The organism is Mesorhizobium sp. GW821-FHT04C10, assembly GCF_059420305.1.
Genome location: NZ_JBWKTL010000001.1, coordinates 931,581 through 951,095, shown reverse-complemented (window position 1 = coordinate 951,095; position 19,515 = coordinate 931,581). Strand labels below are relative to the sequence as shown.

Genomic DNA, 19,515 nt, shown 5'->3' with positions numbered 1-19,515 from the left:
TTCCTTTCAGCGCGCCTTGGCGCTCCTGATGAATTTTTCCCAGAATCTCGTCGCATCGGCGGTCCATCCTTGGGCATCGGTGCCGATACCCGGCCCGAAGCCGTGACCAAGGCCCTTGTACTTGTGATACTCCACTTCCGTGCCGGCCTGTCGCAAGGTCGCCACCCGCCGCTCCATGATGGAAGGCGGTGCGATGCCATCCTACTCACCGACAACGACGAAGGTCGGCGGCTCGTGGGACGAAGTGTCCGAGTGCGCGGTGTAGGCCATCACGACAGCAGCGGGTTTTGGACGATCGTCGCCTCCAAAAGCAGCAACGCCATGCGATCCGATCGCCGCGGCCATCCTGGCGCCCGCCGAACTGCCCCACAGCGAATAGTCGCGGGTGTCGACACCGAGCGCTCTTGCATTTCGGAAGATGGTGGAGATCGCCGCGGCCAGATCCTCCGTGGCCACGCGACCGCCAAGGCCCGCTCGATATTTCAGAACGAAGGCGTTGTAGCCGTTGCCGGCGATTTCGACCGCGTAGGGAAACCCCTCATGAACAGAGCCGACATAGGAAAACCCGCCGCCAGGCGATATAACTGCAAACGGTGCGCCGGGCTTGCCCCGAAAGAAAGACAGCCCCGTCTGTTCTTTTGTCGGATCAGCCCGTCTCTGCGCTTCGGAGTAGACATCATAGAAGACGGGGCTGCCGTTGCTCACATCGTCGATCATGTGGTTCAAGCCGGCAACGACCGTGCCGGCATCGACATGGCTGTGATAAGGTAAAAGTATCCCAAAATCGCGGAGCCGCATCGCTTGGTCATAGCTGCGGCCGCTCCATGGCATTAGAAGTTGCGAATATCCGGCGAACGCCGGATGGTTCAGAACGTCCCCGATGGTGCTGTCAGCATCGAGGTGACCGCCCGCCACTCCGGACGATGCTTTGTTTCTCGTCGGATCAACCCTGCGACTGGAGTGCGCTACCTCACCCTCCCTGGCTTCCGCCACGAGAGGCGCCAAAAGCACTGACGCAGCCAGCAAGGCGGTTTGCAATAGGAAAGCACTCATGGCGTTACTGTTTGGCCTTCTCTCTGATCTGCTGCAGCGCCGCATTGAAGCCCTCTGGCGTGCCGCTTGATCCGGCGAGCTTACCCACCCGCAACTGATCAATGGGCTTGCCCACCACCACGGCCGGCACCGCGGCGGCGAAGCGTCGCTGAAAGTCCAGCGAGGTCGGAACGGTGGCGTGGGTCGTAACCACGACATCCGTGATGATGCCGTCCTTCAATGTCACGGTTGCCGTGATGAATGATGGCGCTCCACCGTATTGGCCGGTCGCGGTATAGACGCCGTCGGCATAGCGGCTTGCGGCGGTCGAAACGCTGCCGTCTGTACGTTGTGCCTGAGTTGCCTGGGCGCCGGCTTCCGAACCCCAGATCATAACCAACACAATGGCCGCCGGCAGCATGCTCAAGATATGCATTTTTCTGTGATTGTGCATCTCGATATCCTTTCTCAAGTGAATAGTTCGCCGTCGAAATTCGGGGAAATCTCCGCCCGACCGTCAGCGAACATGCGGACGAATGAGAAGTTGAAAGATGATGCGAGAACTTCCGCTTCCGTGAAGAACAGCGCGGTCGCCAGACCATCAGCAGTCAGGGCGTCGTCCGCGACCACCCACGTCGCGATCACGTCGCGGACCGGAACGCCTGTGCGTCCATCAACGACATGGTGAAAAGGCCCCCCAAGAGCGCCGGTTGGAAGCCGAGGCGCAGAGCGCGCGTCCCTTGAGCCGGGCGACGCCGATTGCAAGGTTCGGGTCCGACGGATGCTCCAATCCGACGGCGAGCGGTTCCGGTCCGGCGTGGATGAGATCGCCGCTGCCGTCCACCACGAAGGCGTCGATGCCATCGTCGCGGAGCATTCCTGCGACGATATCGACGAGATATCCTTTGCCCGCCGCCCCGACATCGATCACCACCGCATGCCGCGTGACGATGGTGGAGCCTTGTCTTCGGATATTAGCGGTCCAGTTCGGTCGCTCGCGGGAGTGTCGCGCGATTGCGACCGGATCATGCGTCAGGGAGTAGTGCGGATCGTATCCAAGCAGTTCCAGATCTCGTCCGACCAGGGGATCAACCGCCCCAGACGTCGCCACATGCAGCCTGTCGTAAAGCTCAAACAGCGCCGGCGCGTCATCGGGAAACTGGAAGCTCCCGCCATCTGTCGCCGCGGCGATCCGCGTGACAAGCGAGTCCGATCGAAAGCGCGAATAAGTGGCATCGAAACGCTCGATGCGTTCAAGAATCTCCTGCCGCAGCGATGCAACGATAGGCTGAGGCGTATCGATCTCCCAGGATGTCCCAATAGCGTCGAACGCGAATTTGAACATGGCGCCGGCCCGGCCGCCCGGCATGACAAGCAGAGCGGCCGTCTCCCTTGGTCTCAGTGACCGGTCATCTTGAGCACGGCTTCCGGCAGGCGCTCGCCCTGGACCTCGATCTTGGAGGCTTCGGCGTTGATCTCGGCGAGATCGCTGGCGCTCAGTTCCAGATTGACCGCGCCGAGGTTTTCCTCGAGGCGAGTGAGCTTGGTGGTGCCGGGAATCGGGACGATCCACGGCTTCTGCCCCAACAACCAGGCGAGAGCGACCTGCGCCGGCGTCGCGCCCTTGCGGTCCGCGACGCTTTTGACCACGCCCACAATCGCCATGTTGGCCTTGCGGGCTTCCGGAGAGAAGCGCGGCACCAGATTCCGAAAATCGTCCGGCTCGAACTTCGTGTTCTCATCGATCTTGCCGGTCAGGAAGCCAGCGCCGAGCGGGCTGAAGGGAACAAAGCCGATGCCGAGTTCTTCCAGCACGGGGAGAAGCTCCGCTTCTGGCCCGCGCCAGAACAGCGAATATTCGCTCTGAACGGCGGTGACCGGCTGAACGGCATGCGCGCGGCGGATGGTCTGGATACCGGCTTCCGACAGACCGAAATGTTTCACCTTGCCTTCGGCGATCAGGTCCCAGACCGCACCGGCGACATCCTCGATCGGCACATTGAGATCGACACGGTGCTGGTAGAACAAGTCGATACGATCGGTCTTCAGGCGCTTGAGTGCGGCTTCCGCCACCGCCTTGATATGTTCGGGACGGCTATTGGTGCCACCGTTGCGGGCGCCTGTTTCGAGGTCGATGTCGAAGCCGAATTTGGTGGCGATGACGACCTTGTCGCGGATGGGCTTCAGCGCCTCGCCGACCAGTGCTTCATTGGCAAACGGGCCATAGGCTTCGGCCGTGTCGAAGAACGTGACGCCGCGATCGTGCGCATCATGGATGAGCTTGATCATGTCGGCCTTTTCGACACCCGGACCGTAGACGCCCGTCATGCCCATGCATCCGAGGCCGAGGGCTGACACTTCCAGATTCTGTCCAAGTTTGCGGGTTTTCATGGTTCTTCTCCATCGTGGTTCGTCGCCAGCAACGATCTTGACGGCAAATTTAGCGCGTGCCGCAGCTTGCGATAAGATGCTATAATCCGCATGAGCCTTTTAGCTGGGCTAATAAATCAAAACGGAAAACCTCAACTCAAGATGGAAAACTTCAACGACCTCGCCGCATTCGCCGTCGTCGCTAAGGAGCGAAGCTTTACGCGCGCCGCTGCCAAGCTTCGCGTTTCGCCATCGGCCCTCAGTCAGACCGTCCGTAATCTCGAAGAGCGCCTGGGCCTGAGGCTCCTGACCCGGACCACACGTAGCGTCGCGTCGACCGAAGCCGGCGAGCGGCTGCTGCGCACGATCGCGCCACGGTTCGAAGAAATCGAAACCGAACTCGCGGCTTTGAGCGAGCTTCGCGACAAACCTGCCGGCACTGTTCGGATTACTGTCGGCGAGCATCCTGCAATCTCGATCCTCCAACCTGCGCTCAAACGCTTTCTGCCGGACTATCCGGACATCCAGGTCGAAATCATTATCGACTACGGCCTGACCGATATCGTCGCCGAGGGATATGACGCAGGCGTTCGTATGGGCGAGCAGGTCGCGAAAGACATGATCGCCGTCCGTATCGGCCCGGACATGCGCATGGCGGTCGTCGCGTCACCGGCCTATTTCGAGCAATATGCTCCGCCGCAGACGCCACAGGATCTGACCGCGCACAAGTGCATCAACATTCGCCTTCCCACCTATGGCGGGCTGTTTGCCTGGGGCCTGGAGAAAGAAGGGCGCGAGGTGAAGGTGCGGGGAGAGGGACAGTTGGTCTTCAACAGTCTGGCCATGCGGCTCTCCTCGGCCCTGGACGGCCTCGGCGTTGCGTACATGCCCGAAGACCAGGTACTCCCCTATGTTGCTGACGGGCGGCTGGTGCGGGTGCTGGAAGATTGGTGTCCGTATTTTCCCGGCTATCACCTCTACTACCCGAGCCGTCGACAGCAATCGCCGGCTCTGGCCTTATTGGTGGATATTCTCCGGCACCGCGGCGACTGACCTGGTCGTGCTCCTGCTCTTCTGGAGCCATTTCATGGCGTAGTAGGTCAGGCATATATAGAGCCCGGCGATCGCGATGCAGTGGATGAAAAAGCCTGCGACAGATTCCTCGAAATTCCACCAGTCGAGTGTCACTTGCATCGAGAGCTTTGTACCGACAGCCAACTCGAACGAACTCCACACCCCATGAATCGCGATCGCGACGGCTATTACACGAAGCACGAGCGTCCGGATGGCGCTGGGCTGTGAGATGCCGGCGAGCTTACGCACCACGGCCATGAGCATTGGCCAACGCAGGCCCAAATGGACGGCCACGATCACGAGAACCCAATAGGCAGCCAGGGTGTGAATTTGCCTGACTGTGAAGCCGCCATAGGCGGACATGCCCCCGGACAGTGCGTTGGAAATGAGTACGCTGGTGACGAGCAACGCCAGCATTGCCACAAGCAGCAGAAACGTCACCGCGATATTGAACAGGCCGCGCGGCTCCCGGCGGGCTTTGGATATCGTGCCGTACCAGCGGCGGTTGAAGACGTTATGGACGGTGACGAGCAGGAACATAGCGGTTCCGGCCAGTTCATGAGCGGCGTTGCCGAGCCACCAATAGGAAAAGGCGAACAGCAGCAATCCCGCGGCGATGACGTCGAAAGCCAGACGAGACAGGAAAACAGGGCTCAAACGCTGGCCTCCTACTCGACCGGAATGCCGTTGAACCCGGGGATGCGATAAGCCGTATAGAGGTAATCGCTGGCTTCCTGGCCACGATGACAGGATTGACAGCGTGCCGTGTTTTCGCTCGTGTTGATCGACTTGTCCGGCCAGAACCACTGGAACTGCCAGTCACCGGTGCGGCGGCTCTCGTCATAGTCGGCGCCGAAGCCTTCGCCCTTCTCCATGACGAAGTAGCGATAGAGTTCGCCGTCGCGATGGTCGACCAGCACGAAATGCGTGCCCGCAGGGATCGGCTTGCCGCTCTCGACGGCTGCAATAGCCGCGGGCGTGGTCATGATGTGCTCCATCACATTGCCACGCCTGACCGTCGTGTAGTGCACCAACTGGTCGAGGTTGGGAAACTGGACGCGGTTGGGTTCGGCATGGACCTGCCAGCCGATCAAGGAGACAGCGCAGGTGGCAAGAGCGCTCAATGCGACAGGATATGCGAATTTCTTCATCAACAAGCTCGCCTCAAATTCGAGGAATGAATGGGCTCGACGGCCGGCCGCCGCGCTCACGGTCTGCAGCGGTTCACTTCGATTGGCAGATCAGCGGCGTCCGTACTGCTCGTCTGAAACCTTCTCCATCCACTCGACGGTCTTCCCGTTGAGCGCTTCGGAGAAAGCGATATGGCTCATTCCAACGGTTGGGCTGGCGCCATGCCAATGCTTCACGTCGGGCGGGATCCAGACGATGTCGCCGGGCCTGATTTCCTGAACGGGACCGCCCCACTCCTGCACGAGGCCGACACCCGCAGTGACGATCAACGTCTGACCGAGTGGGTGCGTGTGCCAGGCGGTCCGCGCGCCCGGCTCGAAAGTGACCGTCGCACCGCTTATCCGGGCCTCGCCACTTCCCTTGAAGCGCGAGTCGACACGCACCCGCCCGGTGAAATTGTCGACCGGTCCGAAGGAGGATGGTTGTGTGTCGGGATGTGTAACGGTGATCATCTGATTTGACCCGGCTGAGGCGGACGACGCGAGCACGGCGAGGGAAAGGATGGCTGCGGCATAGGACTTCATTTAGCGCCTTTGTCTTGAAAGACCTCTTTGGCGATCGCGAGAGACGACACCGCGCTCGGCCAACCTGAGTAAAAGGCCATGTGGGTGATGGCCTCGACGATCTCATCCTTGGTCAGGCCGTTTTGAAGGCCGATATTGATATGAGATCGAAGCTGATCGGGCCGATTGAGGGCGATCAGGGCCGTGATGGTAACAAGGCTGCGGTCACGCTTGGAGAGGCCAGGACGCTCCCAGATGTCGCCATAGAGCACATTGTCGGTCAGTTCGACCATCTTCGGCGCGATGTCGCCATAGAGCTGCTGCGCACGCGAAGGTTGTTTGGCCGTTGCATCGGCCGCGGCGGGATTCTGGTTTTGGGCGTTGGCCATGGTGGCAATTCCTCCGGTAAGCATGAGGCTGGCTGCGACGAGCAGGTTTCGGGTGAGTATCTTCAATGTTGCGACTCCTCGGTTGGCGGTAAGTGGCGCCTAGGCCATGGCTTGGACGCCACGTCTCGATCGGTCAGGAAACGAGGGCCCGCGCGAAGAACGGCGCGAGCTTGCTCATGGCGGCTTTGACATATTCGGGAACCCAATAGGTCTGGATGTGAGTCGCGCCCTCGATCTTGAACAGCTCCTTGTCCGTCGTCCCGGTAGCCTTGGGGAACGCATCCTCGGTCATGTAAAGACTGTCGGCCTTGCTGCCGGCGATCATCAGCAGCGGCTGGTCGATCAACTCGATCTGGTCGGTGGCGTCCCAGCGCATCAGGTCCAGCAAGCTACTGGTGGTGTATCTGAAGGTCGAGCCGGCGTGCGCGTGCGTGCGCCAGTAATATTGGTATCCCTCCCGGTACATCTCGAACGGCAGCGCCGCGATCTGCGCATCCGTCATGTCGGCATCGCCGGAATAGAGGATCTTTCCCCCGGCCACTTCCTGGGCGCGAGCGGCCGAAGCCTGCCGCAGGCGCTCCTGGATCGTCTTGAGCTGCGAATCCGCGAAGCCGTTGCGGCGAACACGCCCCGAATTGAACATGCTCAGCGTCGCGACAGCCTTGAAGCGCTTGTCGGTCTTCGCCGCTGCCAGCGAGTATCCGCCGCCGCCGCAGATGCCGAGCAGGCCGAGCCGATCCGCATCGACGCCAGGATACTGGGTAATGAAGTCCGCCGCGCCGTGGATGTCTTCAATGCGGTTTGTGGGTTTGTCCACGCTGCGCGGCTCGCCGCCGCTTGCACCCTGATAGGCGGCGTCCATTGCGATCGTGACAAAGCCCTGTTCCGCCAGATGCTGGGCATAGAGGCCCGCTGTCTGTTCCTTCACGCCGCCGTTCGGGTGCGCCACGACGATCGCAGGATATTTCTTCTGCGGGTCGTAGTTCGCCGGAGTGTAGACGTTGGCGGCGATGTCGAGGCCGTGGAGCTTGTACGTGACCGGGTGGACGTTGACCTTGCCTGGCTCATTTTGCGTGATCGCCCCCCGGTAGACCGGAGTGAACCCATCGATCTTGGACTCTGCTGCGTTTGCCATTGCTGGAACTCCTATTATTGCACTTGCGAGACCGAGCACGGAGGCTCCGAGGAACTCGCGCCGTCTCTGGTTGATGGTTTTTTCGCTCATTTCGGTCTCCTTTCCTGGCGTTGCGTATGATGGGCGCGCACGACGTCGCGAGAGGCCGCGCGGAGCGCGTCAGTCCAACTTCTTCTCGCCAAGGAACTTCGAGATCTGGTCGGCGATCTGGACGTTGTTCAGATCCCACATCAGGAAGTGCGTGTTGCCGCGAATGCCGATGTCCGGGAGATGCACGAGCTTGGCGTCGCCGCCATGTCTGTTGATGGCTTCGACCCAGAGCTTGGCCATGGCCAGCCGCACGCGCCAATTGTCCTGTCCGCGCTCCTTGGTCGGCTCGGTCGGAAAGTTGTCGCCGTAAAGGATGACGATCGGGATGCGGGTGAGCTTCTCGAAATCAGCGAGCGGCACCGCTCCGGGTTTCAACGTACCCGCCGCGCTCGGCATTTCCTCGGGCAGTTCGCCTTCGGGGAAGATGAAGCCGCTGCCTGGCTCAAGAGCGACGATGCCCTTGACGTTCCGGCTCTTGATCGCGGTCAGCCAGCCCGGCTCGCCGCCCTGCGAGTGGCTGAAGAGAATGGCAGGGCCGATCTTGTCGAACAGCGCCGCCAGCGCATCCGAAATCACGCCTGCATCATAAGGTCCGGTGTTGGGCGTGACAGCCTGGAAGAACTGATCCAATGCCGCCGGGTCGCGACTGAACTGGACGTTGTCGAAGAAGTTCGGCCACTTGCCCATCCGGAACTGATCGAAGAAGAGCTGGTCGTAGGGCGTCGGCTCGATCGTGGTGGCGACAGTACTGTTACCGGCTCGGCCGCGGCGGGGCTGATCGACGATGTAGATCGGGAAATGCCGGCGCAGGAAGATGGTCTGAAATCCCTCGCGGCCATCCGGGGTGGTTTCCCAACTGCGGCCCGACTCGTAGGCGCCGTGCAGCATGACGATGGGCAGTGGCCTGGGGTTCAGCGGAACCTGATAGAAGGCATAGAGGTGATCGCCGTGGAAGGTCTGGCCTTCAGAGCTCGGCTTGTTGTTATTGTAGGTTCCAGGCGTGCTCACCACCTTGCCGCCCACAGAGAAGCTGCCCTGCTCCTGGATCGTCAGCGGCTCCGGCTTCCCCTTTTGATCGGCCAGGGCGCCTGCGGGGCCCAATACGGCCACTGCAGCCAGCAATGACGCAACGTACTGATTCAGCAAACTCACGGTGTCCTCCAACTCGATCCATTTGTTGTCGAGAAGGGTAGGCCGAACTGGATTGCTTGATTAGACGCCGATATTCGTATGCGTCTTTAAGTTCAGCTTCATAATTCCATTGCTTCGCTTCGATATGGGTGATGCTTGGTGTCAGCTCTCCCTGCGAGAGATCGGCCGTCGACGCGCAACAGCAATGTCCGCTTTCGGTAGGCGGCCAAGTCGGCCGGAATGACCGACATTGGGCGCAAAGCTGCCGTTCGCCTCCTGGCAGGCCAATTCGGCTTCCGGTGAAACGCCAGGTTCGCGGTTGGTGCCGAACTCAATCTGCCGAGAGGTGATCGACACTTTGCGCCGCGTATCGGCAGTAGAGATTGGCTTGCCGTCGCCTGAAGGACAAATCTCCCGCCTTCGTCGGATCGTCATTGTCCTCCATTGACACGCGATGATAACACGCGGCATTGGACAAGGCGCGATTCAGCCTGAGCGGTAGGTCTGGCAAATGATTCCATACTCACGAAGTCTCTCCGACACTTTTGGTCGAGAACATACCGCGAAAGCGAATATCTGAAGCCGCCCTATACGAACTCCCACCTTCACCGTCAGCGGTCAAAGTGGGGAATAATGCGCTCCACGATGATAGCCGATTCATTATCAAGGAAAGGCAAGACTGCCCGCAACGCGCAAACGTAATCAACGTCGGAATGGGTTTTTACCTGACTTTCGCTTGATCGCTCGAATCGGGACAGGGAGACGTCATCGAGCAAATACTGCAGACGAAGCCGTTCGGCCGGCAGCATATCTGCAGCTTCAAGACGATTGGGGCTGAGACGCAGTCGGAAGTCGTCAACAGGATTTTTCTCTTCGACCGGTTTGCCCGAATTTGCAAAGTTCAAGCGCTGCATCACGTCAGTTAATTCCTGCGGCCGAGACACACCTGCGCGGGTGAGAATTTCGGTCTGCTCATCGGTGTATTCTTCGGAGCATACTGTTGCTTCCATAGCAGTTTCCTTAATTTATTAACCGGCAAAGTGTTCGGTCGAGCGGAAATCCCGCTCCCGAAATCTAGGCCATTCAGAGTTGAGTTCTTGGAGGTTGTCGACGCACTGCCCCGCAGTGATCGTCGCGGAAGATAATAGCTGAAAGCGAAAGAGCCGTCACGCTATTTTGCGAGACGGCTCACGTTAAGTCAGTGTCACTCACGCCATATCTCCGTTGTCACGCGTCCATGTTGGCGCGGACTTAAAGACTCCCTTCCTGAAGCATCGAAAGAAGCAGGAGGGCTTCGTCCGTTGCCGGCGATGGCTGAAAAGTCTCCGGGTTGCGCGCAAATCGTTCTTTGACCAAATCAGTAAGTGTTGCGTAAGCCCAATCCTCCTTCTCAGGAGTTCGCGCGAGGCCACATGCTCTGCGGATCAGATCCTCTCGTTGGCGAATACCTATTGGAGCATCAGCAACAAGGAGGCTCCGCAGTTCAATAACGGCAATCCTCGAGTTTATCTTTGTTTTCAGATGACTTGGTCGACGCAACGACATTTCTCCAGATTTGCTCGCAAGATCGTGGGAGCAGTAGACGTCTTGATTTCGATGGGTGGAGCGGCTTTGCATAGCGAAAAAGCAGTCCACGCAAATCGCCAAGCGACAGGTGCTGCAGCTACGCATGGCCGCCTCCCGCCATTCTCGCCTCGCGCTCCATTGCGGTTAGGATTGCATGAAGGCGCTTTCCCGCGAGGCGGCTGTGTGCAGCATCGATGTAGTGCTTCTCCGTCATAGCGAAGGAGGCATGGCCCAACAGGTCCTTGGTGACTCTGACATTTTGAGGATCGGCTGCCAAAATGAAGTTCGCAACCGCATTGCGAAATCGATGCGGGCTAACAGCCACGCCAAGCGCGCCATGCGTCCAACGGAAAGTACGTCGCCGGATCATCTTGTCGGTCATCGGTCGTCGGATGTGGGTCCAAAGCCAGTCGTGATCTACTGCGCTTGGGAAGGTGATGCGAAAGTGATCGAGATAAACATCCATTGCTTTCGACAACCGCTCCGACAGCAAATACTCTTGACCCCTATGGGTTTTGGTGAGGCCGTCCGGCACGGTGATTTCCCAGAGCTCGCCGACCTTGCGAAGGTGCTCTTGGATCCGTAGCTGTGAAAAGGCACGCCGACGCATCGGGGCCTCGACAAGCGTCGCGATCAAAAGCCCATCACGGTACATCACCGCCGCACTTTTGGTTACGAACGCAGCACGCTCAACCTTGGCTTTCGCCTTGTCCATCAGCCGTAGGCCGAGGGCATAGAGATCGCTGCTCAGCACTACTGGATGCTTTATCGGTTCTGCAGACCGGTTTATTCGGCGAGCAAGGCGATATAGCCAATCCCAATCCGCCTCAGGATACATGGCGCGGGCCGTATAGAAGAGACGAGCGAGCTGATGCGCGATTGTTGTGTCGCGGCAGTTCTCGCGCAGATATGCCACGTAATCCTCAATGCGTTTTCCCGTAAGCCGGTCCTGCGCTGGGCATTCCAGACATTCCGGCTCCAGGAGACTCAGGAAGCCGAGCCAATGACCATAGGCGGCCCGACGTCCCTGTCGTGTTGCATGGGATAGGTGAGATCCCGGTGTGTCGTCGAAGATATCAACGCTGGTAAAGCAAGCAGCCCATCTTTGGCGGTCTTGCTCAGGCCATGAGCCAAATGGGAGAGCAAAATTCAAGTGTTTTGTCATCTCTGCCTCCCTTATGGCGCCGGACGGTTAGCTTTGCTGGCGGATCTGGTTGCGTTGCGCGCAGCAAGAGCCTGCCCGAGCAGAGCTTGATGATGGCGCCCAGCGCGAACAGTGTCGACGCCGGCATAGAAGGTCGCCGTCGTCGCCAGCGATTTGTGTCCAAGCAAATGCTGGACAACGACATGCGCACTGGGGTTGTTGTCGAGAATGAACTTCGCTGCCAAATGCCGGAACGCATGCGGGTTCATGTGGATGCCAACGTACAGCTTGAGGTAGCGCTCAATAAGATAGCGAGCGTTCGCCAATCCTTTCAGGTCTCCATCAACGTTGCAGAACAAGAATTTTGGCCTATTACCGAGCACGCTCGGCGCAATGACCTCTCGATACTCGACCAATCGCTCCACCAGGGTTGGCGGGAGCTCGTATTCCACAGCGGCTCCTGTCTTGGTTTCATCGGCCGAGAGAGTGAGTGTTGAAGTTCCACCTTCCCGGATGACAAGATGCTGATCGAAGGCGAGCACACAAAGGTTGCCAAGTCGCACCGGCAGGTACATCAAGATATTGATGCCTAGTGCGGCCTGCGCTTCGGCAAGCCTGAGCCGGTTGTTTTTAGTGCTCGCCCGTACTTCCCGCCACATGCGATCAGGGGCAGTGAGCAGGCGGTCCCTGAGTGTGCCTTGGTCGAACTGGGTGATCAGAAGTTTGTTCTTCCGTGTCATCCCAAACGCAACCTTCGGCATTTTGTTTTTCAAACGCTTGAGCTCAGCCAGTGTCTCGGCATCGACTTTCACCCATTCGCTTGCAATCTGCAGCAGGTTCATAGTCATGCCGAAGTTGTCATACGTCGGCTTGCCCTCAGCCACTTCATAGCGACGCCGCAAAATGCTGCGAAACGCTTCGATCGTGACCAGGTCCGCGAGCCTGCGAATCGAGGAAGGCTGGATGCCGGTCTCCACCAAAGCATTCGCGGCCAGATGGACGCGCCGCAACGCTACATCGAGCGAAGACTGCTTCAGACGCACGGGGCGAGCGTCGTCGGCGAACACGTCCTCGCCATGGGCCCACTTCGCATACGCATTCCAGTCAGCCAGAAAGGACTGCGGAAACTCAGAAAGTGGTATCCGGGTCAGGCGCAGTCGCGATGGCGGCACGGTGACTTTTTGCAATCCCCTGTCTGGGAATTTATCGACCACTTCGTTCCAATATTTGGTCGTCGCGCGTCGAACATGATACTGTTTTGGTCGAAGAGAGCTGGCAGCCATTTCGGCCATGACGCGGTCGATGATTGGATCGTCCACCGCTTCGGGGGTCACTCCATTCCGGTTGCACCAATTCATGAGGCGTGAGAGCCCATTCCGTTGGGCATTGGTCGTCAACGCACCGTAGACGGATACCCAAGCCGCGTGCTTGGGCCTGCCGCGAGACACGGTCTGAACTAGGCCTGGCGCCAATTCGCTGATAGTCAGCGCTTTGAGGCAAAGGCTCTTTGTATTGGCCAGTGTCTTGGGCCTGATCCCCAAGGCCGCGGGTTTGATTGTCTCGAACAGAGCTGCAAGGTCCGGCACGGTGGCACCAATATCCTTGAGGCTTTTGCCAGACCATTTTTCTACGGCGCGAAGTGCCGATGTTACTGCCTCGCGCTTTTCTGGCGGGAGGTCACGGCAGTCGATGGTAGTTGCGACGACATCCGCAAGGGTCGGGATAATAACAGTGAATTGATTCATGGTCATTTCTCTCCTTCAGTTGGGGTGCACGTTCAGTTCCCAAACGTGTCGTTGAAGGAGCGAATTTCGGGAACACCTCTTTCTACGAAACACACAAACTCATCGTAGAAAGTCATTCCCCACAAGCGTCACCGGCGAGCTCCGCTGTTTGCCTGCATTTCGCTCCGCGCTGCGGTGTCCTGCAGCCGAGGCAAATTCACTCGGCAAGGCATCCAAGTCAAATTGAATATTATGTTAAGGTAAAAGTCGTCATTCGACCATTTACCTTACTGAAATTTGGTTAAGGCAAGTTAACACAAATTATAAACTGCGGCCAATTCTCTATTACATACCGAAAAAACTAAGCGGTAGCCACGAGTACACGCGCGATGCTTATTCAGGTCATCAAATCCTCGGGCCGTCCGGCGAAACTATGCACGGAGTTGTCATAACTCACCGTACTAACAAGCTCCATGTCACAGGATTCCTGGGGTCCCCTGCCATGATTTTTTGGGCTTCGACACCAGCCAGGCATGGTCGGTCGCGGGCGCGCTCGCGTTTGTTGAAAGCTACTCGCTGCTCCGGCTCTTGCTTTGGTGAGGTAAGTTGGACAGTCTGCTGCATCATTCCGATCAGGCCGGAGCCAGTATACGAGCGACCGCTTCCACGATCCCAAGCAGCGCCACTCGACGCTGGGGTTATCTCAGCCACTTCGCCGGCAGCAGGCGAACGTTCGAAGTTCTGAGTTCAGCTGTTTTTGCGACTCTATGGTGGATTCGTAGGGTCCCCAGCCCTTCTGTGACTAGGTCGTTTTCTCTATCCTGTTTGCGCCCAAGTGACTAATCGGCGCAAATAATACAATGACCGGAATCGGGCCGTTAGCTGCTGGGCAGCCTCGTTTGCGCGCGGACAGGAAAGCGGACTACTGCGGTGCAATACAGCTGGCGAATCCGGGAGCTGGCAAGGAAAATTGCCAGTTGGAGCTAAGCAGTTTATTTCGCCATCTTGTCAAGCCGCATCAGATCCTCTTTGGGAGTCGGCAATAGCGGTCGGTGAGAAGGGGTAGTGACTGATGCTCTGTGAGTTTGCCAACCGCTTTCCGTGCGACCTTGCTCAACTCCTCGAGCGCGACCGTTATCTTACCCGCAACTTCCGCGAGGAGACCGCGACCGATCTGCTGATGATGGGTCTCATGCCGCTCCAGCCGCTCGGCGTCCGCGTCGACTTCCCCGATGAGAAGGTCACGGGCGCGGACATGGACTGGATCTATGCAGCACCGCATGAGGTTGGTGGCGGTAGCTATCTGCGCCTGATGATCCAGTCGAAGCGCTGTAAGGAACAGAAGCTCAAGGATGGCTCAAGCTACTGGTATTACGATCATCTCGATCATGGCGCGCCGAAAGGGAGTCAGATTCAGACGCTGGTGAACCATGCTGCGACATCGCCCGACGGCATGGCCACGCTTCCACTCTACATGTTCTATCATCCTCAGTCGGCGCTGCAGCGAGCGGCAGGAGCCCTCCCGGCGATCGAAGGCATCAACATCCGGCTTGCGCGCGATGTCGTCGGCATCGTCGCCGGCGGCTGCAAGCGGAAGGAGAAGAAGGTCAGCCGATGGCGGTCGGGCTTCATGTCGCTGTCAGATCTTCTGTGCTGGCCGGTGGTTGACCTGCCCTCGCCGCCGTCACCGGCGGCGGATCCCGCAACCGAGTTCCTCCTGCCTAGCGGATTCCGGGAGCTCAGATATCTGTCAATCGCCTTCCATCCGGACCTTGTCGCCGAGCGCATCAATCTGATCCGCGGCGAGGCCGCCCGTGCCGCCGACGCGGATTTCCAGGTCCGTCCGTCAGGGGAACTTCCCGACAGCATTCGCCGGGCGATTGCTGGCGAGGTGACCGACAAGGACCGCGCCACTCTGCAACGGCCGAGGGTCATCCTCAGCACGCCGCTGACGCGCGAGGACCCGAGCTTTGATCAGGCTCGCGCCGCCGTGCGTCGTAGAAGGGGTCGTCCCGCCGGCAACTAACCGCAACCGCATGGCAAGATCTACCGGCGTCCCGAGGCGGAGGGACGCTCCGCGCTTCAACCTGCTCGCGCTGATCCTCGTCGACCGTCCCCGGACGGTCGGGAACCTTTGCCCCAAAACGCAACCGCGAGACGTGCCCTGCCCGCCTCAGCCATCAGCATGCGGATCGCGTCGAGCGCGGTTGTCTCGTCGAGAAGCTTCACTCTGCGGACTTGCATAATCGTCCCAACCGTCGTCAACATGATCCGATCGCACCGACAGTCTGGCAGGCTTAGTTTCGGGGGAACATCATGCGCCACGAAGAGGTGGAGGAAGATCTGCGGCCGCTGATTTTAGACTTCTTCTTCTGGTTTTCGCGGTTCGAGTCCGCCCTAAAAGAGAATAACTGGCTCCAGTCCAAAACGGTCGGCGCGACTGCGCTGGCGGACTGGAAGGGTTTCGTCGAAGCGTATAGCGGAGACTATGCTCCGTCCGATGCCGCCGGACGCCTCGTCGTCGCCAACCCGCAGAAGCAGATCATCGGCGATGCCGGGCTGACGTTCACCGATGTGACTTTCAAGGACAGCGCCTCGCAGCTCGACCGCGTCACATTGCTGCTAAAGACGGTGCGCAACAACCTGTTCCACGGCGGCAAGCATGGAAGTGCCTATTGGGACGATTCCGAACGGATACGGCTGCTGCTGCCGCTTTGTATCACCGTGCTCGAAGAACTGGCCGAGCTCGGCGGTATGCAGGCCGACTATATCGGTTATTACTGATGGCGAGGCCCCCAACAGACGGGTTCGGGTTCCCCTGGAAGCGAGACGATCCCTGCCCATGCGACAGCGGGTCGAGCTTCGCCAACTGTTGCCTCGGTGGTGATGGCTGGCCAGCAATGGTCCTCGGCGATCTCGTCCCGCCCGCGCCGGTGACCGGCGAAGCGCAGAGCGGCTGCTATATGGCGGCGACCGCGGACTGTAATGGCGGACTCAGCCGCGAGCACTATATCTCGCGCGGCTTGATAGGCGGTCCGGAACTCAGGGTGCGCGGCATGCCCTGGCAGCGTGAAGAGGTTGCGCATTATTCCCCCGACAATCTCGTCGCGCGCATCCTGTGTCGCCGTCACAACAGCGCATTGTCGCCGCTCGACGCACACGCGATCCGGTTCTTCCTAGCGCTTGAGCAGGGGCTGAAGCACGCGCAGCGGCGTTCGCTGTCGAGCAGAAGCCGATTCTTCATGACCTCCGGCGACGGACTGGAACTGTGGGCGATGAAGACACTTGCCAGTCTCTACGCCTCGCAGATCGATTTCACGACACCCGATCACCGGTTTCGTGATTTCGGGCCGCCGATGGATCGAATCGTGACGGAGCTGTCCTCGCAGAGTCCGCGCAGCTTCATGACGCTCAGCCTGCCCCTGACACAGGATGCACATGAGGACCTAGTCGGCCGGCGCGCGGTTTCGATCGGGCCGATCGTCGATGAGAAGAGCCGGCGGCTTTCCGGGCTTCTAGTCCGGATGCATGGCATTGCCCTGGTCTTCAACATTGACCTGCCTGCTGAGGAGGCGCTTCCCGAAGCGGAAATAGCACGTCCCGACATGATCGACTTGATCGGCAAGGGGCGGACCTCGCGCATCTTCCTTTCTTGGCAAAAGCGCCGTCGCGAAGGCAGGATCGTCCAGATTCGGTTGGGTCATCCTCGGACCGACCGGCCAACCGGCAGACCCGACCGCGGCTGGGATCGCCAGCCCTTACGGAAATAGAAAGCTCGCGCATCTAAGGGCTATTGGCCGCTTCGATGATCGTCAGGCTTGAGGACTTACCGATCTACCTTCTGAACGGCCGTAATGCGGGCGCGAAGGGGACTTGGCTCAATCAGTCGGTGAGCAGAATCCTGCCCGGAAACTGCTCGGTTCTCCCGCGACAACGGTATCGCGTCTCCTTGTGGCGCAACCGTGACCTGCAACGTGGTCGCGTCGGAAATGGCAGCTTTCAGGACTTGGAAGCCGCAACCTCAATGTCCGAGACCAGGCGCATTGCCGCCAGCCAGTTTTGGGCTGGAGGCGGACTGGCAGCTTTTTGGGACTAGGCCGGGAAAACAGACATAGGTTTGCATTCGAAGCAGCCGGTACGTTCGAACCTCGTCAGGCACCCCCGGTTTGAGAGAAGGCTGCCGCCTGCGGCAGAAGTTTCTATAACTTAAGAACGGCGCGTCGATTTTCTATCGAGGACGCAGGGCATCTCGTTTATCATCTACGCCATGGACATAGTCACACCCGCAGCACGGTCGGCCATGATGGGCCGCATCAAAGGCAAGGACACGAAGCCCGAGATGGCCGTTCGCAAGCTGGCCCATGCGATGGGCTATCGCTTCCGACTCCATCACCGAGATCTGCCGGGAAAGCCCGACCTCGTCTTTCCGTCACGAAATACAGTCGTCTTCGTCCACGGTTGCTTCTGGCACCGCCACGAAGGCTGCAAGTGCTGCTATACTCCCAAGTCAAACATTGAATTTTGGCTGGGAAAGTTTAATGATAACGTTGCCCGCGATGAACGCGTGCTAGGGGAGCTTCAGGAGTTGGGGTGGAAGGTTGCAGTCGTATGGGAATGCGAGGTCGATGATCTGCCTGGCTTGAAATCGAAGCTCCAGGCATATTTGGAATCATGATCGCATCCGACCACCAGCAGATTCGCCGAAACAAGCTCGTTCGCCTGCAGACCGGGGCGACCCCGCGCGCACTCGAAATCTGCTCGGGTTGCGGGGGGCTATCACTCGGACTAAAGACTGCCGGCTTCGAACTTTCCGCGCACATCGAACTCGATGCTGAAGCCGCGCGAAGCTATGCGTTTAATTTCGGCGGAGACCGCGAGCCTGATGACGCTTGGTCGAAGCCGCGCGATATGGAAGATGTAACGGCCGCGAAGCTGGTCAAGGATCTGGGGTTCGAAACATCAGCTTCAGAATCCTTCGACGTTCTTGCCGCCGGCCTGCCGTGCCAAGCGTTCGCGCGAATTGGGCGCTCCAAGCTACGCTCGATTGCCGGCCACGAAGACGCGTTTCAGAAAGACCCGCGCGCTTCGCTCTACCGCCGCTTCCTCAAATTCGTCGAAGACACGCAGCCGCTGATCATTCTCATTGAAAATGTGCCGGACATTCTGAATTTCGGTGGTCACAACGTGCCCGAGGAAATCTGCGAGACCCTCGAGTTCTCGGGATATCGCACCGGTTACACAATCCTCAACGCGGCGTACTACGGCGTACCCCAGGTCCGGGAGCGTCTCTTCATCGTCGCACTCGCCGATGTCCTGGGCAAAGCACCGAAATTTCCGGAACCGCTGCACTTCCTCGATCTGCCGCGCGGGTACGAAGGCTCTCGTCGTGTAGCCCTTAAGCATGTTGACCCCGGAAGCCACCGCTTCCACGAAATCCATATCCCCTCGGCGGACCTAGCCGACGCCGTCGGCGTGAAAGCCGCGCTCGATGACCTGCCGAGGATCAAGGAACACGCCAGCAATCCTGCCGTCATAAGACGCCGCAAGCTCTCGGAAGTTCTGCCCTATCGGGAGCTGACTACCGGCCCGTCGGCGTACGCACTGAAAATGCGGAACTGGCCCGGCTTCGAAACCGCCGATGGCGCCAACGGCCACCTCATTCGCCTAACCCCGCGTGACTTCCCGATCTTCGCGGGCATGAAGCACGGCGCCGACTATCCGCAGGCACGCGCGCTTGCTGAACAGATGTTCCAGGACGCACTGATCGCCCAGGGGCTGACACACATCAGCAAGGAGTCGAACGCCTACAGGGATCTGCGTGCGCAGGTGGTCCCGCCGTATGATCCGGAGAAGTTTCCGAACAAGTGGTGGAAGCTTGATCCGTCGAAGCCCTCTCGCACATTGACCGCGCACATGGGGAAGGACACCTACTCGCATATTCACTACGACAGCACGCAGAAGCGGACTGTCTCAGTGCGCGAAGCAGCACGGCTCCAGTCGTTTCCAGACGGTTTCGTCTTTGCCGGCGCGATGAATGCTGCCTTCCGTCAGATCGGCAATGCCGTCCCGCCGCTACTCGGCCTCGCAGTTGCCCGCGTCCTCAAAGAGCAGCTGACCAGTCGAACCGGCAAGAATAAAGAGGCTTCTGACCGGCAGGCGGCGTGAC

The 19,515-nt window shown here is 59.2% G+C and carries 21 protein-coding genes; 6 read left to right on the top strand and 15 right to left on the bottom strand.

Annotated features, from left to right (window positions below; all coding sequences use genetic code 11):
- Nucleotides 1-6: 6 nt before the first annotated feature.
- Genes AC07UC_RS04460 through AC07UC_RS04435 form a run of 6 tightly spaced genes read right to left on the bottom strand, consistent with a single transcriptional unit; the run spans nucleotide 7 to nucleotide 3,423 of the window.
- On the bottom strand, nucleotides 7-165 hold the full coding sequence (locus AC07UC_RS04460) for a hypothetical protein (protein ID WP_494904301.1): 159 nt from the start codon (nucleotides 163-165) through the stop codon (nucleotides 7-9).
- Nucleotides 166-201: 36 nt separating this feature from the next.
- Complete coding sequence (locus tag AC07UC_RS04455; protein WP_494904299.1) at nucleotides 202-1,053, bottom strand: alpha/beta hydrolase; 852 nt, start codon at nucleotides 1,051-1,053, stop codon at nucleotides 202-204.
- A gap of 4 nt (nucleotides 1,054-1,057) precedes the next feature.
- Nucleotides 1,058-1,486 carry a hypothetical protein gene (locus tag AC07UC_RS04450; protein ID WP_494904297.1) on the bottom strand — a complete coding sequence of 143 codons (429 nt, stop codon included), beginning with the start codon at nucleotides 1,484-1,486 and terminating at the stop codon, nucleotides 1,058-1,060.
- A gap of 14 nt (nucleotides 1,487-1,500) precedes the next feature.
- Nucleotides 1,501-1,677 carry a hypothetical protein gene (locus tag AC07UC_RS04445; RefSeq protein ID WP_494904295.1) on the bottom strand — a complete coding sequence of 59 codons (177 nt, stop codon included), beginning with the start codon at nucleotides 1,675-1,677 and terminating at the stop codon, nucleotides 1,501-1,503.
- Nucleotides 1,678-1,705: 28 nt separating this feature from the next.
- Nucleotides 1,706-2,377: an FAD:protein FMN transferase gene (locus AC07UC_RS04440; protein ID WP_494904293.1), complete on the bottom strand. Its 672-nt coding sequence runs from the start codon at nucleotides 2,375-2,377 to the stop codon at nucleotides 1,706-1,708.
- Nucleotides 2,378-2,430: 53 nt separating this feature from the next.
- A complete protein-coding gene (locus AC07UC_RS04435) occupies nucleotides 2,431-3,423 on the bottom strand; it encodes an aldo/keto reductase (protein ID WP_494904291.1) in 993 nt (330 codons plus the stop codon).
- Nucleotides 3,424-3,564: 141 nt separating this feature from the next.
- Here AC07UC_RS04435 and AC07UC_RS04430 point away from each other — a divergent pair, with 141 nt between their 5' ends.
- Nucleotides 3,565-4,455, top strand: coding sequence for a LysR family transcriptional regulator (locus AC07UC_RS04430; protein ID WP_494904290.1), 891 nt, complete (start codon nucleotides 3,565-3,567; stop codon nucleotides 4,453-4,455).
- Here the strand turns inward: AC07UC_RS04430 and AC07UC_RS04425 are convergent.
- From AC07UC_RS04425 to AC07UC_RS04385, 9 genes are all read right to left on the bottom strand, one after another.
- Nucleotides 4,420-5,133, bottom strand: a complete 714-nt coding sequence (locus tag AC07UC_RS04425; RefSeq protein ID WP_494904289.1) for a DUF4405 domain-containing protein — start codon at nucleotides 5,131-5,133, stop codon at nucleotides 4,420-4,422. The genes AC07UC_RS04430 and AC07UC_RS04425 overlap by 36 nt on opposite strands.
- A gap of 11 nt (nucleotides 5,134-5,144) precedes the next feature.
- Nucleotides 5,145-5,627 (bottom strand): cytochrome P460 family protein, encoded by a 483-nt coding sequence (locus AC07UC_RS04420; RefSeq protein WP_494904288.1) that lies wholly within the window; start codon nucleotides 5,625-5,627, stop codon nucleotides 5,145-5,147.
- A 90-nt stretch (nucleotides 5,628-5,717) separates the two neighbouring features.
- Nucleotides 5,718-6,191: a (R)-mandelonitrile lyase gene (locus AC07UC_RS04415; protein WP_494904287.1), complete on the bottom strand. Its 474-nt coding sequence runs from the start codon at nucleotides 6,189-6,191 to the stop codon at nucleotides 5,718-5,720.
- Nucleotides 6,188-6,625 (bottom strand): carboxymuconolactone decarboxylase family protein, encoded by a 438-nt coding sequence (locus AC07UC_RS04410; protein WP_494904285.1) that lies wholly within the window; start codon nucleotides 6,623-6,625, stop codon nucleotides 6,188-6,190. The genes AC07UC_RS04415 and AC07UC_RS04410 overlap by 4 nt, the downstream gene beginning before the upstream one ends.
- A 67-nt stretch (nucleotides 6,626-6,692) precedes the next feature.
- Nucleotides 6,693-7,784, bottom strand: a complete 1,092-nt coding sequence (locus AC07UC_RS04405) for an alpha/beta hydrolase (RefSeq protein ID WP_494904284.1) — start codon at nucleotides 7,782-7,784, stop codon at nucleotides 6,693-6,695.
- A gap of 69 nt (nucleotides 7,785-7,853) precedes the next feature.
- Nucleotides 7,854-8,894 (bottom strand): alpha/beta hydrolase, encoded by a 1,041-nt coding sequence (locus AC07UC_RS04400; protein WP_494908892.1) that lies wholly within the window; start codon nucleotides 8,892-8,894, stop codon nucleotides 7,854-7,856.
- A gap of 632 nt (nucleotides 8,895-9,526) precedes the next feature.
- Nucleotides 9,527-9,925, bottom strand: coding sequence for a hypothetical protein (locus AC07UC_RS04395; RefSeq protein ID WP_494904283.1), 399 nt, complete (start codon nucleotides 9,923-9,925; stop codon nucleotides 9,527-9,529).
- A gap of 653 nt (nucleotides 9,926-10,578) precedes the next feature.
- Nucleotides 10,579-11,646 carry a tyrosine-type recombinase/integrase gene (locus AC07UC_RS04390; protein WP_494904282.1) on the bottom strand — a complete coding sequence of 356 codons (1,068 nt, stop codon included), beginning with the start codon at nucleotides 11,644-11,646 and terminating at the stop codon, nucleotides 10,579-10,581.
- Between the two features lie 11 nt (nucleotides 11,647-11,657).
- Nucleotides 11,658-13,370 carry a tyrosine-type recombinase/integrase gene (locus AC07UC_RS04385; RefSeq protein WP_494904280.1) on the bottom strand — a complete coding sequence of 571 codons (1,713 nt, stop codon included), beginning with the start codon at nucleotides 13,368-13,370 and terminating at the stop codon, nucleotides 11,658-11,660.
- Nucleotides 13,371-14,421: 1,051 nt separating this feature from the next.
- On the opposite strand from AC07UC_RS04385, the gene AC07UC_RS04380 reads away from it, so the two are divergent.
- The 5 genes from AC07UC_RS04380 to AC07UC_RS04360 all read left to right on the top strand — a co-directional run bounded on the left by AC07UC_RS04380 (nucleotide 14,422) and on the right by AC07UC_RS04360 (nucleotide 19,514).
- A complete protein-coding gene (locus AC07UC_RS04380; protein ID WP_494904278.1) occupies nucleotides 14,422-15,375 on the top strand; it encodes a DUF6615 family protein in 954 nt (317 codons plus the stop codon).
- A 290-nt stretch (nucleotides 15,376-15,665) separates the two neighbouring features.
- Complete coding sequence (locus AC07UC_RS04375) at nucleotides 15,666-16,133, top strand: hypothetical protein (RefSeq protein ID WP_494904276.1); 468 nt, start codon at nucleotides 15,666-15,668, stop codon at nucleotides 16,131-16,133.
- Nucleotides 16,134-16,249: 116 nt separating this feature from the next.
- Nucleotides 16,250-17,119: a hypothetical protein gene (locus AC07UC_RS04370; protein ID WP_494904274.1), complete on the top strand. Its 870-nt coding sequence runs from the start codon at nucleotides 16,250-16,252 to the stop codon at nucleotides 17,117-17,119.
- 497 nt (nucleotides 17,120-17,616) lie between these two features.
- Nucleotides 17,617-18,024, top strand: coding sequence for a very short patch repair endonuclease (locus tag AC07UC_RS04365; protein ID WP_494904272.1), 408 nt, complete (start codon nucleotides 17,617-17,619; stop codon nucleotides 18,022-18,024).
- On the top strand, nucleotides 18,021-19,514 hold the full coding sequence (locus AC07UC_RS04360) for a DNA cytosine methyltransferase (protein ID WP_494904270.1): 1,494 nt from the start codon (nucleotides 18,021-18,023) through the stop codon (nucleotides 19,512-19,514). The genes AC07UC_RS04365 and AC07UC_RS04360 overlap by 4 nt, the downstream gene beginning before the upstream one ends.
- Nucleotide 19,515 lies beyond the last annotated feature (1 nt).